Below are 15,322 nucleotides of genomic sequence, written 5' to 3'. Positions count from 1 at the left end.
CGACTGGGTGGCCGACCCCGCCCACGGCGTCACCGAGACCTCCGTGCGCGCCCTCGCCCGCGAACTGCGGTCACTGTTGGAGGAGTTGGCGGACACACCCGCCGCCCGGATACTGCCCGCCTTCCGGGCCACCCCCCAGCAGTCGGCGCTGCACCGGGGCGGTGACACACGGCCCGGCACCGGGCGCCATGTCGAGCAACTCGTCTGGATCTGGCACGGCTCCCTCGACTTCGCACGCTTCACCGACTCCTGGCAGTCGGTCCTGGACTGCGAGACGGTCCTGCGCACCGCGTTCACCGGTGACGGTGAACCACTGCTCGTCGTGCACGAGCACGTCACACCCGACATCACCCGCCACACCTTCCACGACGGCGACTGGTCCGCCCTCCTGGAGCAGGACCGGCTGCGCGGCTTCCAACTGCGCCGCCCCGGCGCGCTGCGCCTGACCCTGCTGGAGCGGGAGCCGGCCCCGCCTGGGGAGCCCATCTGGATCCTGGTCACCTACCACCGGGCCCTGCTCGACAGCCGCAGCGCGAACATCCTGCTGCGCGAGTTCTACCGCGCCTACCTCGCCGGCGGCACCCTGCCCGGTGGTGAGCGCCGCCCCGACCTGCGCGACTACACGACCTGGGCCGCCGCCCAGGACCCCCGTCCCGCCCGGGAGCTCTGGTCGGGCCGTACGCCGCCCGACGGCGCCGCCTCCTGGCCGGGCCGGCCCGCCGGACCCACCGGCCTGACCGGCACCGGGCACACCCGGCTGCGCCTGGACTCCGTCGAGACAACCCGCCTCACGCGCTGGGCGGCCACCTGGGGCATCGCCGAGAGCAGCGTGCTGCAGGCCATCTGGGCCCTGCTGATCCACTGGGGCTCCGGCGCCACCGCTGCCGCCCCCGTCCGCTTCACCGTGACCGTCTCGGGACGGGGCGTACTCTTCGACGGCGCCGCCCTGATGCCGGGACCGCTGCGCAACCCCCTGCCCATGCACGTCGAGGTCGACCCGGCGGCCACCCTGCCCGACCTGCTGCGGCAACTGCGCGAGCGCGCCCTCGACCTGGCCGCCTACGAATGGGTCCCCGGCGACTGGATCCACGCCTGGGACGGGCGCGGAACCCGCGACACAGGGTGCACGGACACCGTCGTCGTCTTCGAGGACTCGCCGCACCCGGTGGACGGCCTGGAGGCCGAACTCGCCGCCCAGGGCATCAAGGCGGAGTTCCCCGTCACCGTCCCGGCCCGCTGCGCGCCGCCCGTCGGACTGCTCGCCCACCACGACAGCGCGGGCGGCCTGGTCCTGACGGGCGTGTACGACCGGGCTCTGTTCAACGCGGACGCGGCCGCCGAACTGCTCGCCCAGAGCGCGATGCTGCTGCGCACGCTCTCCCTGTCGGCGGGCGAGCACACCACCGTCGGTGAAGTCCTGGGACTCCTGGAGAAGAGCGCCGTACCGCACCCGGGCGTCGGCGTCGCGGCCAGACGGGTCGGCCCGCTGGTCACGCTGCGGGCGGGGGGCCACGAGCGGGCGGGCACCATCTGTCTGATACCGCCTCCGGGCGCGCCCACCACCTGCTACGACCTCTTGCGCGACCTCTACCCCGGGCCCCAGGAGCTACTGGTGCTGCGCACCGCCGCCGACGGCGCGCGCGACGCCCTGACCTCGTACGCCGAGGGCCGCTCGCTGCTGCTGGGCGGTTACTCCGGGGCCGGCGCGCTCGCCTGCGACCTGGCCCGGCGCATCGCGGAGGACGGCGGCCGGCCACCGCGTGTGGTGCTGGCCGACGCTTCCCGGTGCGAGCAGGACCGCGCCCGCGATCTGGCCCGCGCCCTCCAGGACGCCGGCCCACCCGAGGGCCCGGCCCCGGCACCTCCGACGGAGGCGGAGACGCTGACGGATCAGCAGTGAACGTCCGGGGGGCTGTTCCTCCGCGCCTACCAGGGCAGCTCCCCGTTCTCGTCCCGGAGGGTTCCCGTCGGGCCGTCCGCGCCGAGTGTCGCCAGCCGCACGACCACCGCGGCACTCTCCTCGGGCCGCCTTCCGACTCCGAACGCCGCGGTCATGTCGGTCGCGGCGGTGCCGGGCTCGACCGCGTTGAACCTGATGCCCGGCTGCGACTTGGCGTACTGGACCGTCAGCATGGTGGCAGCCGCCTTGGAGGCCGAGTAGAGCGCCAACGGCAGGCCGAACTCCGGCCGTCGCGGATTGTTGACCGCCCAGAACGACCCGGCGCTGCTCGAAACGGTGACCACGTTGGGGTTCGATGATCTGCGCAGCAGGGGGAGCGCCGCCTCCGTGACGCGCACGATTCCCACCGCGTTGGTGTCGAAGACCCGCAGAGCGGTGGGACCGTCGGTGGCTCCGTTCCCCAGGACGCCCGCGTTGTGCACCAGGACGTCGAGCCGGCCCTCGGCCGAACCGATCGTCGCCAGCGCGCTGTTCACCGACGGGTCGTCGGTCACGTCGAGCTGTACGAACCGTGCGCCGAGCGCCGCTGCGGCCTTCTCGCCCCGCTCGGGGTCGCGTGCGCCGACGTAGACGGTGTGGCCCAGTTCAAGGAGCTGTTTCGCCGTCTCGTAGCCGATGCCCTTGTTGGCTCCGGTGATCAGTGTGACGGTCATGCGTCTTCCTCTCGTTCCTCTCGAAATACGCGGCCCGACCGGGCCTTTGGCGCCGGATCGCGGAGGTCAGCCGGTCAGCTGCCGGCGCAGTTCGCCCGCGTCGTGCAGGGCCGTCATATGGACGAACCGCCCGTCGCGGACCTGGTAGACGGCGTACTCGGTGATCTCGAACGAGGCGCCGGTGGGAGCCACCCCGAGCCATTCCTTGACCGGAGTACCGGTGTTGGTCAGACGGGCGGCCAGCCGGTCGCCGTCGAAGAGCAGTTCCCGGAGCTCCCAGCGCAGGTCCGGAACCGCGTCCACGTCGTGCCTCTGGACGGCGAGGAGGTCGTCCCGGGTCGCAGGCTCCCCGTTCAGGGTGGTCCGGTCGCTGATGAACTCGTCCATACGGTCGAACTCGTGCGCGTTGAGCGCCTGGATGTAGCGCAGGTAGAACGCGCGCAGATCACTTTCGGACATCGGATGTCCGGCGCTGCCCCCGGTGACGAGAGCTGTCTCTTCTTCGAGTGGTCCCACGTGGACAACCTCCTACGACTTCCGCAGCGATCGCCGCAGAAATCGAACCGTAGCACTTCTGTATCGATCGATGCGGAAGGGGTAGGCTGTGGGGGTGGACAAGAAGAAGAGCGGCCCGATGGGCCGGCCCAGGGGATTCGAGGCCGACGAGGCTCTCGAGCGCGCCGTGCTGGTTTTCTGGGAGCACGGCTACGAGGGGGCCAGCCTGTCCTGCCTGACGGACGCGATGGGCATCTCCACCACCAGCATGTACGCGGCCTTCGGCAACAAGGAGGAGCTGTTCCGCAAGGCCCTGAAGCGCTACAGCGACGGGCCGGGCGGATACCTGGCCCGTGCCCTGGAGGAGCCGACCGCCCTGGACGTCGCCACCGCGATCCTCGCCGGCACCGTCCGGACCACGACCCGTTCCGCCCAGCCGAACGGGTGCTTGGGAGTCCAGGGCGCCCTGGCGGCCAGTGACTCCGGGCGGGAGGTCCGTGACCTGCTCGCCGCGTGGCGCAACGACGGCTGCTCCGGCGTCCGGGAGCGGTTCCGGCGAGCCGTGGACGACGGCGACCTGCCTCCGGAGGCCGATCCGGGGATGCTGGCGCGTTACGTCACCACACTGGCATTCGGCATCGCCGTACAGGCCGCGAGCGGTGTCGGCCGCGACGAACTCCAGGAGATGACCGACGCCGCCCTGCGCGCCTGGCCGCTGTCTTAAGAACCCACGCCGGCACGCCGCCCACCGGTTTTCACCGGCGGACGGCGGATTCGGCGGGGATCCCCTCAGACCCCCGGCCGGGCGCGGTCGGCGCCTACCACTCGATCAGCGCGAAACTCGCGGCCATGCCACCCCCGAAACCGGCCAGGAGGACCAGCTCGCCGGGCCGGAAGGAGCCGGCGCGGACGGCCGCGTCCATCGTGATCGGGATGGAGGCCGCTCCGGTGTTGCCGTACGTCTCGACCGTGCGGTGCATGGTGGCCCGCGGCAGGTGCAGCTCCTCGAACACGGTGTCGAGCATCACGCCGTTGGCCTGGTGCGGGACGAAGTGGCTGATGTCGGCGGCCTCGACACCGGCCTCGTGGAGGAACCCCTTGGTCAGCTGCGGCAGTTGTTCCACCACGAAGCGGCGCACCTCACGCCCGTCCATCGCGAAGTACTGCAGCCCGGCACTGAGAGCCCCCTCGTCGAGGGGACGCCGGCTGCCGCCCGCCGGCACCCCGATGAGCCCGGTGAGGTCGCCGAAGGTGTGCAGCGCGACACGCCGGACGACCGGGCCCTTGCCGGTCGGCCCGAGGACCATCGCCCCCGCCCCGTCCCCGAACAGGACGACCGTCCTGCGGTCGGCCGGATCGAGGATGCGTGAGTAGACGTCGGCGCCGATGATCAGCGCGTAGCCGCCCCGGTGCACCAGGGTCCCCGCCACCGAGGACAGCGCGAACACCGTTCCGGAGCAGACCGCGTTGACGTCGAACGCCGCGGTACCGGCCGCACCGAGGTGGTGCTGGACATAGGCCGCCGTGGGCGGCTGCGGCTGGTCCGGCGTGGAGGTGGCGACCGCGATCACGGTCAGCTGCTCCGGGGAGATGCCGGCCGCCTCCAGGGCGGCCCGCCCCGCGGCCGTGGCGAGGTCCGAGGTGGCCTGGCCCTCGGCGGCCCAGCGCCGCTGCCGTATCGCGGTCTTGCGGGTGATCCAGTCGTCGTCGACCCCGGCCGGCGCGCCGACCTCGTCGTTGGAGACGATCCGTTCCGGTACATAGGCACCCGTACCGAGAACGTGGATGGTGACGTCGGTCATGCGGCTGCCCTCCCCTCAGGTGGTCGTTGGTCGGGCGTGCGAACCGCCGCCCGGACGAGGCATCGTCAGCGCGCCTCGTAGACGCGTTTGTGACCGCTGATCCCGGCCAGCCGGAAGGGTCCGGTGGTCTGCTCCGGGGTCCGGTGGTCGCCGCCGTCGGCCGGCAGGGAGCGCTCGTGCAACTCGCGGTAGCCGCCGTGGTCGAGGGGCTTGCGCCGGTCGATCGCCTCCCGGTTCGCCGCGGTCCGCAGACGCTCGCGGTACCCGGCGACGACCGTCCCGGCGAAGAGTTCCGCCACACTGCCCGACCCGTAGCTCAGGAAGCCGACGGCCCGGCCGGTCAGATCGTCCGCCTGGTCGAGCAACGCCGCCAGGCCGAGGTACACCGACGCGGTGTAGCTGTTGCCGATGACCGTGTTGTACGCGGTGGTCCGGCCGAGTGCCCGGGCGACCGCGTCCTGATCGGCGGCGTGCCCGCAGAAGTTCAGCAGATGGCGGTGGGCCTTGTAGGCCATCTTCGTGAACGGCTGGTGGTAGATGAACGCGGCGAACTCCTCCAGCGAGCGTCCGTCCTGCTGCGCGTAGTCCTTCCACGCGCCTTCGAGGGCCTGGAGGTAGGCGTTGATGGACTCCTGGCCGTCGACCAGCGCGGTCTCGCGGTAGTTGGGCCGCCAGAAGTCCATGACGTCGGCGGTGTACAGGCCCGACGGTTCCTCGATCCGCACCAGCGCCGGATCCGCGCCGACGAGCATGGCCACCGCCGCGGCGCCCTGCGTCGCCTCACCCGGGCTGTCCAGCTCGTACTTCGAGACGTCGCTGGCGATCACGAGGACCTGCTGGGCGGGGTCGCGCCGCACCAGCCCGATGGCGAACTGCAGGGCCGCCGTCGCCCCGTAGCACGCCTGCTTCAGCTCCACGACCCGGCAGGCCGGCTGGAGACCGAGCAGCGAATGCACGTACACACCGGCCGACTTCGCCTGGTCGATCGACGACTCCGTCGCGAACACGACGGTGCGTATCCGGCCCTTCCCGTGCCGTTCGACGAGCGGCGCCGCCGCGGTCGCGGCCATGGTCACGATGTCCTCGTCGGCGGCCGGCACGCTCATCGACTCCTGGCCGATGCCGATGTGGTACTTGCCGATGTCGGTGCCGTTGTACGCGGCCAGCGCCGCGTGCGGCAGGACGAACTCGGTCGTCGCGAACGACAGGTCGTGGATTCCGATGGACAGGGGCATGCCTATGCACCCACCTTTGCGGTCGTGTTGTCGCGTTCCAGCTGGATGTGCGCGCGCATGAGCTCGCCGGGGTTGGTCTGCGCGGCGAGCAGCGAGAGTTCACCGCACAGCACCGTGGCCGCCGCGATGACCGCCAGCCGCCGCGCGTTGTCCCCCGGTTCGCGGTCCTCCCGGCAGCCGAGGCGGGTCAGGTTCGTCTCCACGAAGCCGAGGCCCTTGCCGTTGCCGACGGTGCCCACGATCAGATTGGGCAGCGTGCAGGCGAAGTACAGGTCGCCGTCCCGGTCCTCGGCCATCGTGACGCCCTGCGACCCCTCGATGATGTTGGCCGCGTCCTGGCCGGTGGCCAGATAGAACCCCAACAGCATGTTCGCGTAATGGGCGTTGGCCGAGCGGATGCCGCCGGCGAGCAGGGTGCCGAGGAGGTTCTTGCGGATGTTCAGCTCGACGATCCGGGCGGCCGTCGTGTGCAGGACATCGGCCACCACGGCGCGCGGCACCAGGAGTTCGGTGACCACGTTCTTGCCGCGTCCCAGGATTCCGTTGACCGCGGTGGCCTTCTTGTCGGTGCAGTAGTTTCCCGAGATCGATCCGTAGGAGATGCCGGGAACGGTCTCAAGCAGGTGCTTCAGCAGGACGTCGGAGGCGAGTGTCGCCATGTTGTGGCCGGAGGCGTCGCCGGTGGCGAACTCGAACCGTATGAACAGCAGGTTGGCGTTGATCTCGTGCCGGACGCCGATCAGCCGGGCGAACCTGCTGCAGCCGCGCACCAGTTCACGCAGCTCCTCGGTCCGCGTCTCGATGGTCCGTGCGGCCATGAGCGCGGTCCGCGCGTCCACCGCCTCCACCAGCACCGAGCGCGTCATCCGCTCGTCGACCAGGGTGGCGACGATGCCCTGCTCGGCCAGCATGGAGACCTTCGCCCCGCGGCCCACCGACGGCCAGAGCGGCGACTCGTAGGTGGCGAGCGGAACCTGCGTCTCGGTGGTGGTGACGTTCCCCGAGATACGCACGGGACCCACCCACCGCATCGGGACCCCGGCTATGGCGTGTGCGTCGGTCATCGTGCGCTTCCCTTCAGTGCGTGGCGCCTCTCGCCCGGACCGGCGCTCAAGCCGGGAACGGACCCGGTGTCCGGGCCCGGGACGGCGACGGAGCCGGAGCGCTGGGCGAGCGGCCGCAGGTCGATGCCCCGGTCGGCGCAGAAGTCACGCAGTTCGCCGCGGACCAGCAGATCGCAGCGGGTGAGGTCGGCGGGGGTACGCGCGCCGAGCATGGTCTGCAGCGCGGCCAGTTGGTCCAGCCACGCCGTGAGCTGCGCGACCAGCGCCGGAACACCCCCGTCGAGCAGCGTGCGCAGGAATCCCGCGGACGATCCGACCGCGCGGGCGCCGAGCGCCAGCGCGCGCATCACGTCGAGCGGGTGGCGGACACCGCCGGAGGCCAGTACGGGGATGGCCAGGCCCTGCGCGTCCAGCAGACAGGCGGCCGTCGACTGCCCCCAACCGCGCAGGTACGCGTAATCGGCCTGCTCCCGGCGGCCGTTCTCGATCCGCGCGAAGTCCGTTCCGCCGCGCCCGCTGACGTCCGCCGCCCGCACCCCCAGGTCCTGGAGCGTCAGGAGGGTCTGGCGGCTGAGCCCGTTGCCGACCTCCTTGACGATCACCGGGATGTCGAGCGCCGCGGCGATCTTCCCGATCTGCGGGCCCCAGGAGGAGAAGGACCGGTCGCCCTCCGGCATCGGCGTCTCCTGCGCCGTGTTGATGTGGATCTGAAGGGCGTTCGCCTCCAGCAGGTCGACGGCCCGCCGCGCGTTGTCGACCGACGTCGTCGCGTTGATGTTCGCCATGACGAACCCGTCCGGGTTCTCCTCGCGCAGGACGCGGAACGTGCCCGCGCACGAAGGGTCCTTGAGGTAGGCGTTCATGGACCCCGACGCGATGGGCACCCCGGTCTCGCGGGCGGCGGTGGCCAGATCCCGGTTGATGGCACCGGTCTTGACGCTGCCGCCGGTCATCGCGTTGATGTAGATCGGCACCTGCCAGCCGATGCCGGCGAAGGACGTGGCCAGGGACACCTCCGGCCGGTCGATGCCGGCCAGGGCGTGGTGGACGAACGACACCTCGTCGAACTGGTTGTGCCCGCTGTGCCCGTGGTGCTGCTCTATGGCGAGCCGGACGTGGTCGTCCTTGCGCTGAGCGCTCATTCCTCGGTCCCTTCCAGGGCGGGACGGACGGGCAGGGGCAGCACCCCGGCCCTCTCCCACCGTTGCCGTAGGTGTGTGATGTCCCGTGCCGCCCCGGCGTCCAGCAGGGCGATGCCGCAGTCGCCGCCCCCCGCCCCGGAGGGCTTCGCCGCGCCGCCGACGCTCTCGGCGGCGTCGCACAGTGCGGTCAGCCCGGGGGTGAAGATGCCGAGGCCGACCTCGTCGTCCAGGCGCTCCAGCTCCTGGCGCGCCCGGCGGATCTGGTGCAGCAGTCCCGGACCGTCGCCGCTGTCGAGGGCGGCGACCGCGGAGCGCACACAGTCGGTCGTGGTCCCCACGAACTTCTGGTGGGACGCGGTGCCCCGCCAGGCGCGGCGGTGGAGAGCCGACACCATGGACGCGGTGGACGCGGGCTCCCCGGTCCAGCCGACCTGAAGTGACAGGCCGTCGGGCGGCGGCAGCCGGCGCACCGTGTGGTCCGGCCAGGGGGCGCGCAGTGTTCTGTCGACCCCCAGGCGCCGGGCCAGGTCGAGCACATGGGTCCGGTCGGGCGCCCGGTACTCGATCCATCCGCCCCAGGTACTGGCGGCGAGATCACCGCCGGAACCCTTGGGGTCGAGCTCCGCGGTGGCGAGCATCGCCAGCCGGAACCGTTCCTCCAGGGACAGTTCCAGTCCGCAGAAGGCCGCGACGGCCGCGACGGTGGCCACGGTCACCGCGCCGCTGGAGCCCAGGCCGAACTTCCGCCCGTCCTGGTGCAGCCGGCTGCCGACCGAGACGTCCAACGGGGGTACCGGCAGGGCGCGTTCGGCCAGCAGCCGGCCCACCGTCCCGATCGCCGAGACGACGTGCGACAGCGCCCCGCGCGCCTGGCGGCCGTCACCGGGGCCGTGGAAGACGAGCCTGCCTTCCTGCCGGCGCCAGCCCACGGAGCGCGGGCCGAGGTCGGAGGAGATCACGACATCGGCCGCGCCGCCCCCGTCACCCGGGTCGGTCACGGTGACGGTGACATGACGGTCGACCGCCACCAGGACCGCCGGGTTGCCGGGCTCCACCACCGCGTACTCGCCCGCGACGAACAGCTTGCCCGGCGCGTGCCGTACGACCGTGCGCCGCGACGCCGTCATGCGCCCTCGCCCAGCAGACGGGCGCCGGGGCCCGGTCCGGCGACCAGGACCGTACCGTCCGGGACGGCCTCGCGTACGGCCCCGGCCACCCGCTCCGCGTCCGCCCTGCGGCACAGCACCTTCACGTTGGGCCCGGCGTCCATGGTCGAGTAGGCCGCGACGCCCTCCCGTCGCAGCTGGAGCACGCGGTCGAGCACGGTGACCGTGGCCGGCGACAGGTACCGCACCGCGGGCCGGGCCGCCAGCATGGTCGCGTGCATACCGAGCGCGTTGCGCTCCGCGATCTCGCCCACCGCGTCGATGTCGCCCCGCCGCAGCGCCGCCCGCATGCCCGCCAGGTCGTCCGCGCTGGCGGCGGCCCACGGCCGGAACAGTGGTGACGTGCCGACCGTGCGGCGCATCGCCTCCCTGCTGGAGACGTCCTTGGGACCGGCATTGACGACGGCGACCACCAGTGCCGGATCGATGTCCGCGGCGGGCACCGGCTCGGCGTACGAGCCGAGGTCCGCCTCCGCGGCCGTACCGTCGTCGGGGCCGGCGTGCCAGACGGCGAAGCCGCCGAAGACGGACCGCGACGCCGACCCGGATCCGCGCCGCGCCAGCCGGGAGAGCGCGGTGGCGTCGAGATCCAGCCCGTACGCGGCGGCGGCGGCGACGGCGAGGGCGGCGAACCCGCTGGCGGAGGACGCCAGTCCGGCCCCGGTGGGCACGGTGTTCCGCGTGTCCACGACGGCCCGTCGGCCGCTGCCGGCCGTCTCCCGCACGAGCTGGAGGAAGGCGGTGATACGGCGCAGCGTCTCGCCCGTCGCGGGGACACCGTTCAGCGCCGCCGTGTCGTGCCCGGCCCCGGGATCGAGCCGTACCCGCGTGGTCGTCGGGAAGAGGTCCAGCGTCATCGACAGGCTGGAGGTCCAGGGCAGGACGAGAGGCTCGTCGCGCTTGCCCCAGTACTTGATCAGCGCGATGTTCGGGTGCGCGACGGCGGTGGCGCTGCCCGCGGCCCCCTGGCCGGTCGGCCCGGCCACGGCGGCGGTCGAGTGTTCAGTGCGCATGGTTGCCGAGCCCCTTCAGCGGTACGACCCAGGTCTGTACGGCGCCGGCCTCGTGCAGCCGCCGGGTGACCTCCCGGGCCTGTTCGGGCCGGGTCTGTGCGATCACGCAGCCGCCCAGACCGCCGCCGGTGATCTTGGCTCCGAGGCTGCCCGCCTCCAGCGCGGCCTCGACCAGCGTGTCGATCCGCTCGGTGCTGAGGCCGGCCGCGCGGAGCAGTTCGTGGTAGTCGGTGAGCCGGGAGCCGAGTTCCCCGGGGTCGCCGTCGGCGAGTGCCCGCCTGCCGGCCTCGGTCAGTTCCGACGCCCGCCCGACGAACCGGTCCTGGGCTCCGGCGCGTTGCGCGAATCCCGCACGCAGCATCGCGACCGCTTCCTTGGTGCTGCCCGGGACGCCGCTGTCGGCGATGATGAACAACCCGTCGCAGCCGATGGCCGGTTCGGTGGCCCGGCCCGCCTGGAACAGCAGCGGGCCGGGCGCGCCGACCGCCATGGCGTCCACCCCGCTGGCCCGGCCGTGCGCCACGTTCTCGGCCGTCTGCACCAGCTCGAACGCCATGCTCTCGGTCAGTTCACGCCCCAGCAGATCGGCGAGGGCGAAGACGACCGCGCGGGAGACGGCCGCGCTGGAACCGAGTCCCCGGCCGTGCGGGACCGCACCGTCCAGGATCACCTCCAGGGATCGCCCTCCCGTCACCCCCATGCGCGCGACGAACTCCTCGGTGAGCCGGCGCAGGCCGTCGGAGGCCTGCGTCACCAGCGCCCGCGACGCCGAACCGGTCATCGTGAAGGACAGGCCGCCCTGGCCGCCGGAGCCGTGGGAGGACCACCCGGCGCTCGCCGTGACCGTGAGCTGCGGAACCGGCAGCGCGAGCGCCGGCGCCCCGTAGACCACCGCGTGTTCCCCCAGCAGGATGACCTTGGCGTGGGCGCGGCCGATGCCGACCGAGTGGGCCCGAGGGCTTTCCGGCAACCCCTCGGCTGTGATCGGTAGGGTCAACGCACCCAGCTCCCTCTGTCTTCTCTCATGGTGACATCGCGTGATGATGGGACCGCTCCGTCCGTAGTTCCGAGAACGACGGAGCGGGACACCGGATGCGGGCACGGCCGGGCGCCCGGAGCGGGCGGCTTCCGTCGGCCGGTGGCCGGGTCATCCGTCGACCCCTTCCCGCTGACGCTTCATCAGCTTCCGGAGGCCGAGCCACTCCCGCATCTCCCAGGAATGGCCGGCGGAGCAGGCCAGGTGCCTGGCCCCCGTACCCCCGCCGCCACGGGGCATGGCGCTGATCGTCCCGGCACAGCCGTCCACCACGCACTTCCTGATGACGGCGTGCAGAGCGCTCGGCGCCGGATCGACGGTCTGCCGCAACTCGACGACGAGACCCTCGATCTCGTCCGCGAAGTCGACCGCCGGGTGCTGGGTCACGAGCCACCCGAGATGCCGCACGAGAAACCGCGCGAGGTGCGGGACCGTACGCGGCGGGGGAGCGGTTCCCAGCTTGTCCGTGACCATCCCCGACCACGATTCGAGCACCGTGAGGGTGCGGTGGCGGGTGTCGAGCACCGCGACATTGAGGTGATCGCGGTTGCGGCTCGACATCACCTTCGTCGGGTTCGTCCGCCTGACCGCCGGCGAAGCCTGATGCAGGCAGTCCTGGTGGAGAGCGGGAAGCGCGCGCAGCTGGCCTTCGACCCGTCCGACGCAGGGGGCGCAGAGCAAGAACCCGGCGACGCTGTCGTTCTCCTGGGCGTGGCCCCTGGGGCAGGTGTGAAGCGTCATCGAAGCTCCTTCATGGGGCGGATCGCCCCGGCAACCGCTGGACGTCGGATGGATCTCCGCATTCCGTTCCGTGCCCTGATCCGGCGGGGTCGCGCCCCGCGGGCAGTCCCATTAGCCGACCGGGGACTTGAGTCCCGATAGAGCGGCGTTCGGGGCCCGCTGGTGGAGGACACCGCCCCCGGGCGGCGGGCACGGCCACCGGCGCCGGAGCCGTTTCGGCCCCGGCGCCTCCAGCCGCCTTCCAGCCGGAACCGATCCCTGATCGAGCCGCTGCCCCGACGGTGACCGAGGAAGGAGGAACTGTGGACCGTACGCACGGAGAAGAAGGCGCAGCAGACCTCGGACCCGCCGCCCCACCGGCCCCGTCCGCCCCGGACACCTCCCGGCTGGAGGTGTGCCTCGTCGGCGCCGGCCCCCGGGGCCTGTCCGTACTGGAACGGCTCTGCGCGCAGGAACGGAAGTCGCCCCGCTGGGACGCCGTCACCGTGCATGTCGTCGACCCCGAGCCGGCGGGCGCCGGCCGGGTGTGGCGCACGGCGCAGTCCCGCCATCTCCTGATGAACACCGTCGCCTGCCAGGTGACGGTCTACACCGACGCCAGCGTGCGCATCGACGGTCCGATGGAGGAGGGACCGAGCCTGTACCAGTGGGCCAAGGCCCTGGAATCGGGCACGCTCGACGCCGGCCGGGAGACCGCCCACGACGCGCGGGTCCGCGCCGAGGCGCGCCGTCTGGGCCCCGACTCCTATCCGACCCGCGCGCTCTACGGCGCCTATCTGCGCTGGGCGTTCCAGCGGGTCGTCGCCAACGCCGCCGCCCATCTGACGGTGCGTGTCCACCCCGTACGGGCCGTCGCACTGGATGACGCCGACACGGGTGCGGGCGGTGACACCGGCGCCGGGACCCGGCCCGGCGGCGCGCAGACCGTCACCCTTGAGGACGGCGCCCGGCTGACCGGGCTGGCCGCCGTCGTCCTCGCCCAGGGCCATCTGCCGGCGCGCCCCACCGACACCGAGCGGCGGCTGGCCCGATTCGCCGCCCGGCACGCGCTGACGTACGTGGCCCCCGCCAACCCCGCCGATGTCGACCTCTCGGAGATCCGGCCCGGGCAGAGCGTGCTGCTGCGCGGACTGGGACTCAACTTCTTCGACTACATGGCCCTGTTCACCCAGGGCCGCGGCGGTGTCTTCACCCGCGTCGGCGGCCGGCTGGTCTACCGGCCGTCGGGCCGCGAGCCACGCCTGTACGCCGGCTCCCGCCGCGGTGTGCCCTACCAGGCGCGCGGCGAGAACGAGAAGGGCGCCCACGGCCGTCACTTCCCCCGGCTCCTGACCGCCGAGTACATCGCCGCGCTGCGCGGGCGCCGGGACACCTCCGGCACGGCCATCGACTTCGCCGCCGACCTGTGGCCACTGATCTCCAAAGAGGTGTGCGGTGTCTACTACGCGGGCCTCCTCACCGCGCGTGGTGAACCCGGCCCGGCCACCGAGGAGTTCACCGAGCGATATCTGCGCGCCGAACCGGGGCGGGCCGAGGACCGGCTCCTCGACGAGGCCGGGATACGCCCGGCCGAACGCTGGGACTGGCAGCGCGTCGCCCGCCCCTACGCCCCCCGCGACGTCGCCGGCCCGGCCGCCTTCCGCCGCTGGCTGCGCGGCCACCTCGACGAAGACGTCCGCCTGGCCCGTCAGGGCAACGTCGGCGGACCGGTCAAGGCCGCACTCGACGTCCTGCGGGACCTGCGCAACGAGCTGCGCCTGGCCGTCGACCACGCGGGCCTGACCGCCGCCTCCCACCGCGACGACCTCGACCAGTGGTACACACCGCTCAACACCTATCTGTCCATCGGCCCGCCGGCGTCCCGCATCGAGGAGATGGCCGCGCTCATGGACGCCGGAGTCCTCGACGTGACCGGCCCCGGTCTGAGCGTGGCCGCCGACGCGCACGACCCGGCCGGCCCCTGTTTCACCGGCACGTCGAGCGCGACGGGCGCACGGGTGCGGGCCACGGTCCTCGTCGAGGCGCGCCTGCCCGAGATCGACCTGCGGCGCACGGCGGACCCGCTGATGGGCCGGCTGCTGCGCACCGGGCAGTGCCGCCCGTACCGCATACCCCACGGCCAGGAAGACACCGGCACCGGCACCGACGCGGCGGGCGACCGCACCACGGGCGGCGGGGACTACGAGACCGGGGGCCTCGCCGTCTCCGAGCGCCCCTACCACCTGATCGACGCCCGGGGCGTACCGCATCCCCGCCGCTTCGCCTACGGGGTGCCGACCGAGTCGGTGCACTGGGTGACCGCCGCGGGCATCAGACCGGGCGTCGGCTCGGTCACCCTGGAGGACTCCGACGCCATCGCGGCGGCGGTCCTCGCCCTGCCACCGGTCCGGCCCTCCACAGGAGTCGCACGAGGCCGGGCGGAAGACGTTCCCGTATGACCCGATCGCGTGCGGCGACCAGGTCCGTGAGTCAGCTCAGGGGACCGGCGGGAGGGACCATGTAGCTCTCCAGGCCGCTGATCAGACCACCGCTGAAGGTGAAGTGGTCGCAGAAGAGGGTCTCCAACCGCCCGCCGTTCAGGAGCCGGACGACGACGCTGCCGCTCACGACCACGGTGTCGCCCTCCTCCACCATGCGCTCGATCCTGTGGACCGGGCGGTGCGAACCGGTGTCCCGGTGGACGGCGCCGTCCTCGTCGTCGATGACGGCACGGAGCACTTCCTTGCCACGGATGCCGGGCCGGCCCTTCCTCTCCAGCAGGACGTCGTCGGTCACCAGAGAGAGGACCAGCTCGTGGTCGGCGTGCTGCACGCCCCTGAGATACCGCATGACCGTGTCCTTGTGTTCGCTCATGCCGAATTGTCGGCGCAACGGTCTCGACCAGCTCTGGAGCCCGGACGGAGGGAGGCGGCCTCCGGGCCGGCCCGGCCGCGCACATGGCGAGGCCGTGGCGCGGGGCCGGGCCGGGTCGCGGGGTCCGGTCGCGAGGACGGCCCCGGAGACCAGGACCGTCCT

The 15,322-nt window shown here is 72.6% G+C and carries 14 protein-coding genes; 3 read left to right on the top strand and 11 right to left on the bottom strand.

The annotated features are described in order from the left end of the window. Positions 1-1,900: condensation domain-containing protein (locus GXP76_RS03995; protein ID WP_242570000.1), on the top strand; the 1,900-nt coding region annotated here is incomplete at its 5' end. Positions 1,901-1,926: 26 nt separating this feature from the next. Here the strand turns inward: GXP76_RS03995 and GXP76_RS03990 are convergent. Together GXP76_RS03990 and GXP76_RS03985 are read right to left on the bottom strand one after the other, a co-directional pair. Then, complete coding sequence (locus GXP76_RS03990; protein ID WP_242569999.1) at positions 1,927-2,613, bottom strand: SDR family NAD(P)-dependent oxidoreductase; 687 nt, start codon at positions 2,611-2,613, stop codon at positions 1,927-1,929. A 66-nt stretch (positions 2,614-2,679) separates the two neighbouring features. Continuing rightward, positions 2,680-3,129, bottom strand: a complete 450-nt coding sequence (locus GXP76_RS03985) for an ester cyclase (protein ID WP_308354089.1) — start codon at positions 3,127-3,129, stop codon at positions 2,680-2,682. 94 nt (positions 3,130-3,223) lie between these two features. Between GXP76_RS03985 and GXP76_RS03980 the strand changes: the two genes are divergently transcribed. Beyond that, positions 3,224-3,832: a TetR/AcrR family transcriptional regulator gene (locus GXP76_RS03980; protein ID WP_242569998.1), complete on the top strand. Its 609-nt coding sequence runs from the start codon at positions 3,224-3,226 to the stop codon at positions 3,830-3,832. 94 nt (positions 3,833-3,926) lie between these two features. Here GXP76_RS03980 and GXP76_RS03975 read toward each other — a convergent pair whose 3' ends face one another. The 8 genes from GXP76_RS03975 to GXP76_RS03940 form a co-directional block, all read right to left on the bottom strand. Then, positions 3,927-4,910 carry a 3-oxoacyl-ACP synthase III family protein gene (locus GXP76_RS03975; protein WP_242569997.1) on the bottom strand — a complete coding sequence of 328 codons (984 nt, stop codon included), beginning with the start codon at positions 4,908-4,910 and terminating at the stop codon, positions 3,927-3,929. Between the two features lie 65 nt (positions 4,911-4,975). Continuing rightward, on the bottom strand, positions 4,976-6,145 hold the full coding sequence (locus GXP76_RS03970; protein WP_242569996.1) for a hydroxymethylglutaryl-CoA synthase: 1,170 nt from the start codon (positions 6,143-6,145) through the stop codon (positions 4,976-4,978). A gap of 2 nt (positions 6,146-6,147) precedes the next feature. After that, positions 6,148-7,209, bottom strand: coding sequence for a hydroxymethylglutaryl-CoA reductase (locus GXP76_RS03965; RefSeq protein WP_242569995.1), 1,062 nt, complete (start codon positions 7,207-7,209; stop codon positions 6,148-6,150). Beyond that, positions 7,206-8,351 carry a type 2 isopentenyl-diphosphate Delta-isomerase gene (fni, locus tag GXP76_RS03960; protein ID WP_242569994.1) on the bottom strand — a complete coding sequence of 382 codons (1,146 nt, stop codon included), beginning with the start codon at positions 8,349-8,351 and terminating at the stop codon, positions 7,206-7,208. The genes GXP76_RS03965 and fni overlap by 4 nt, the downstream gene beginning before the upstream one ends. Next, on the bottom strand, positions 8,348-9,478 hold the full coding sequence (locus tag GXP76_RS03955) for a phosphomevalonate kinase (protein ID WP_242569993.1): 1,131 nt from the start codon (positions 9,476-9,478) through the stop codon (positions 8,348-8,350). Before GXP76_RS03955 ends, fni begins: the two co-directional genes overlap by 4 nt. Next, complete coding sequence (mvaD, locus tag GXP76_RS03950) at positions 9,475-10,530, bottom strand: diphosphomevalonate decarboxylase (protein WP_242569992.1); 1,056 nt, start codon at positions 10,528-10,530, stop codon at positions 9,475-9,477. The genes GXP76_RS03955 and mvaD overlap by 4 nt, the downstream gene beginning before the upstream one ends. After that, a complete protein-coding gene (mvk, locus tag GXP76_RS03945; protein ID WP_242569991.1) occupies positions 10,520-11,527 on the bottom strand; it encodes a mevalonate kinase in 1,008 nt (335 codons plus the stop codon). The genes mvaD and mvk overlap by 11 nt, the downstream gene beginning before the upstream one ends. Positions 11,528-11,677: 150 nt before the next feature. Beyond that, positions 11,678-12,307 carry a hypothetical protein gene (locus GXP76_RS03940; protein WP_242569990.1) on the bottom strand — a complete coding sequence of 210 codons (630 nt, stop codon included), beginning with the start codon at positions 12,305-12,307 and terminating at the stop codon, positions 11,678-11,680. Between the two features lie 386 nt (positions 12,308-12,693). Here GXP76_RS03940 and GXP76_RS03935 point away from each other — a divergent pair, with 386 nt between their 5' ends. Next, positions 12,694-14,745 carry an FAD/NAD(P)-binding domain-containing protein gene (locus GXP76_RS03935; RefSeq protein ID WP_242570003.1) on the top strand — a complete coding sequence of 684 codons (2,052 nt, stop codon included), beginning with the start codon at positions 12,694-12,696 and terminating at the stop codon, positions 14,743-14,745. 31 nt (positions 14,746-14,776) lie between these two features. Here the strand turns inward: GXP76_RS03935 and GXP76_RS03930 are convergent, their stop codons facing one another. Next, positions 14,777-15,160, bottom strand: coding sequence for a nuclear transport factor 2 family protein (locus GXP76_RS03930; RefSeq protein ID WP_242569989.1), 384 nt, complete (start codon positions 15,158-15,160; stop codon positions 14,777-14,779). Positions 15,161-15,322 lie beyond the last annotated feature (162 nt).

It is taken from the genome of Streptomyces sp. NP-1717 (assembly GCF_022695985.1).
GTDB lineage: Bacteria > Actinomycetota > Actinomycetes > Streptomycetales > Streptomycetaceae > Streptomyces.
Note: the sequence above shows the minus strand (reverse complement) of the source record. Positions and strands in the feature narration are given on the sequence as shown.

What these genes read in the sequence shown, in the direction of transcription:
- GXP76_RS03975 (WP_242569997.1), bottom strand. Translation starts at nt 4,910, where the DNA reads ATGACCGACGTCACCATCCACGTTCTCGGTACGGGTGCCTATGTACCG.
- GXP76_RS03990 (WP_242569999.1), bottom strand. Translation starts at nt 2,613, where the DNA reads ATGACCGTCACACTGATCACCGGAGCCAACAAGGGCATCGGCTACGAG.
- GXP76_RS03930 (WP_242569989.1), bottom strand. Translation starts at nt 15,160, where the DNA reads ATGAGCGAACACAAGGACACGGTCATGCGGTATCTCAGGGGCGTGCAG.
- GXP76_RS03970 (WP_242569996.1), bottom strand. Translation starts at nt 6,145, where the DNA reads ATGCCCCTGTCCATCGGAATCCACGACCTGTCGTTCGCGACGACCGAG.
- fni (WP_242569994.1), bottom strand. Translation starts at nt 8,351, where the DNA reads ATGAGCGCTCAGCGCAAGGACGACCACGTCCGGCTCGCCATAGAGCAG.
- GXP76_RS03955 (WP_242569993.1), bottom strand. Translation starts at nt 9,478, where the DNA reads ATGACGGCGTCGCGGCGCACGGTCGTACGGCACGCGCCGGGCAAGCTG.
- mvaD (WP_242569992.1), bottom strand. Translation starts at nt 10,530, where the DNA reads ATGCGCACTGAACACTCGACCGCCGCCGTGGCCGGGCCGACCGGCCAG.
- GXP76_RS03965 (WP_242569995.1), bottom strand. Translation starts at nt 7,209, where the DNA reads ATGACCGACGCACACGCCATAGCCGGGGTCCCGATGCGGTGGGTGGGT.
- GXP76_RS03940 (WP_242569990.1), bottom strand. Translation starts at nt 12,307, where the DNA reads ATGACGCTTCACACCTGCCCCAGGGGCCACGCCCAGGAGAACGACAGC.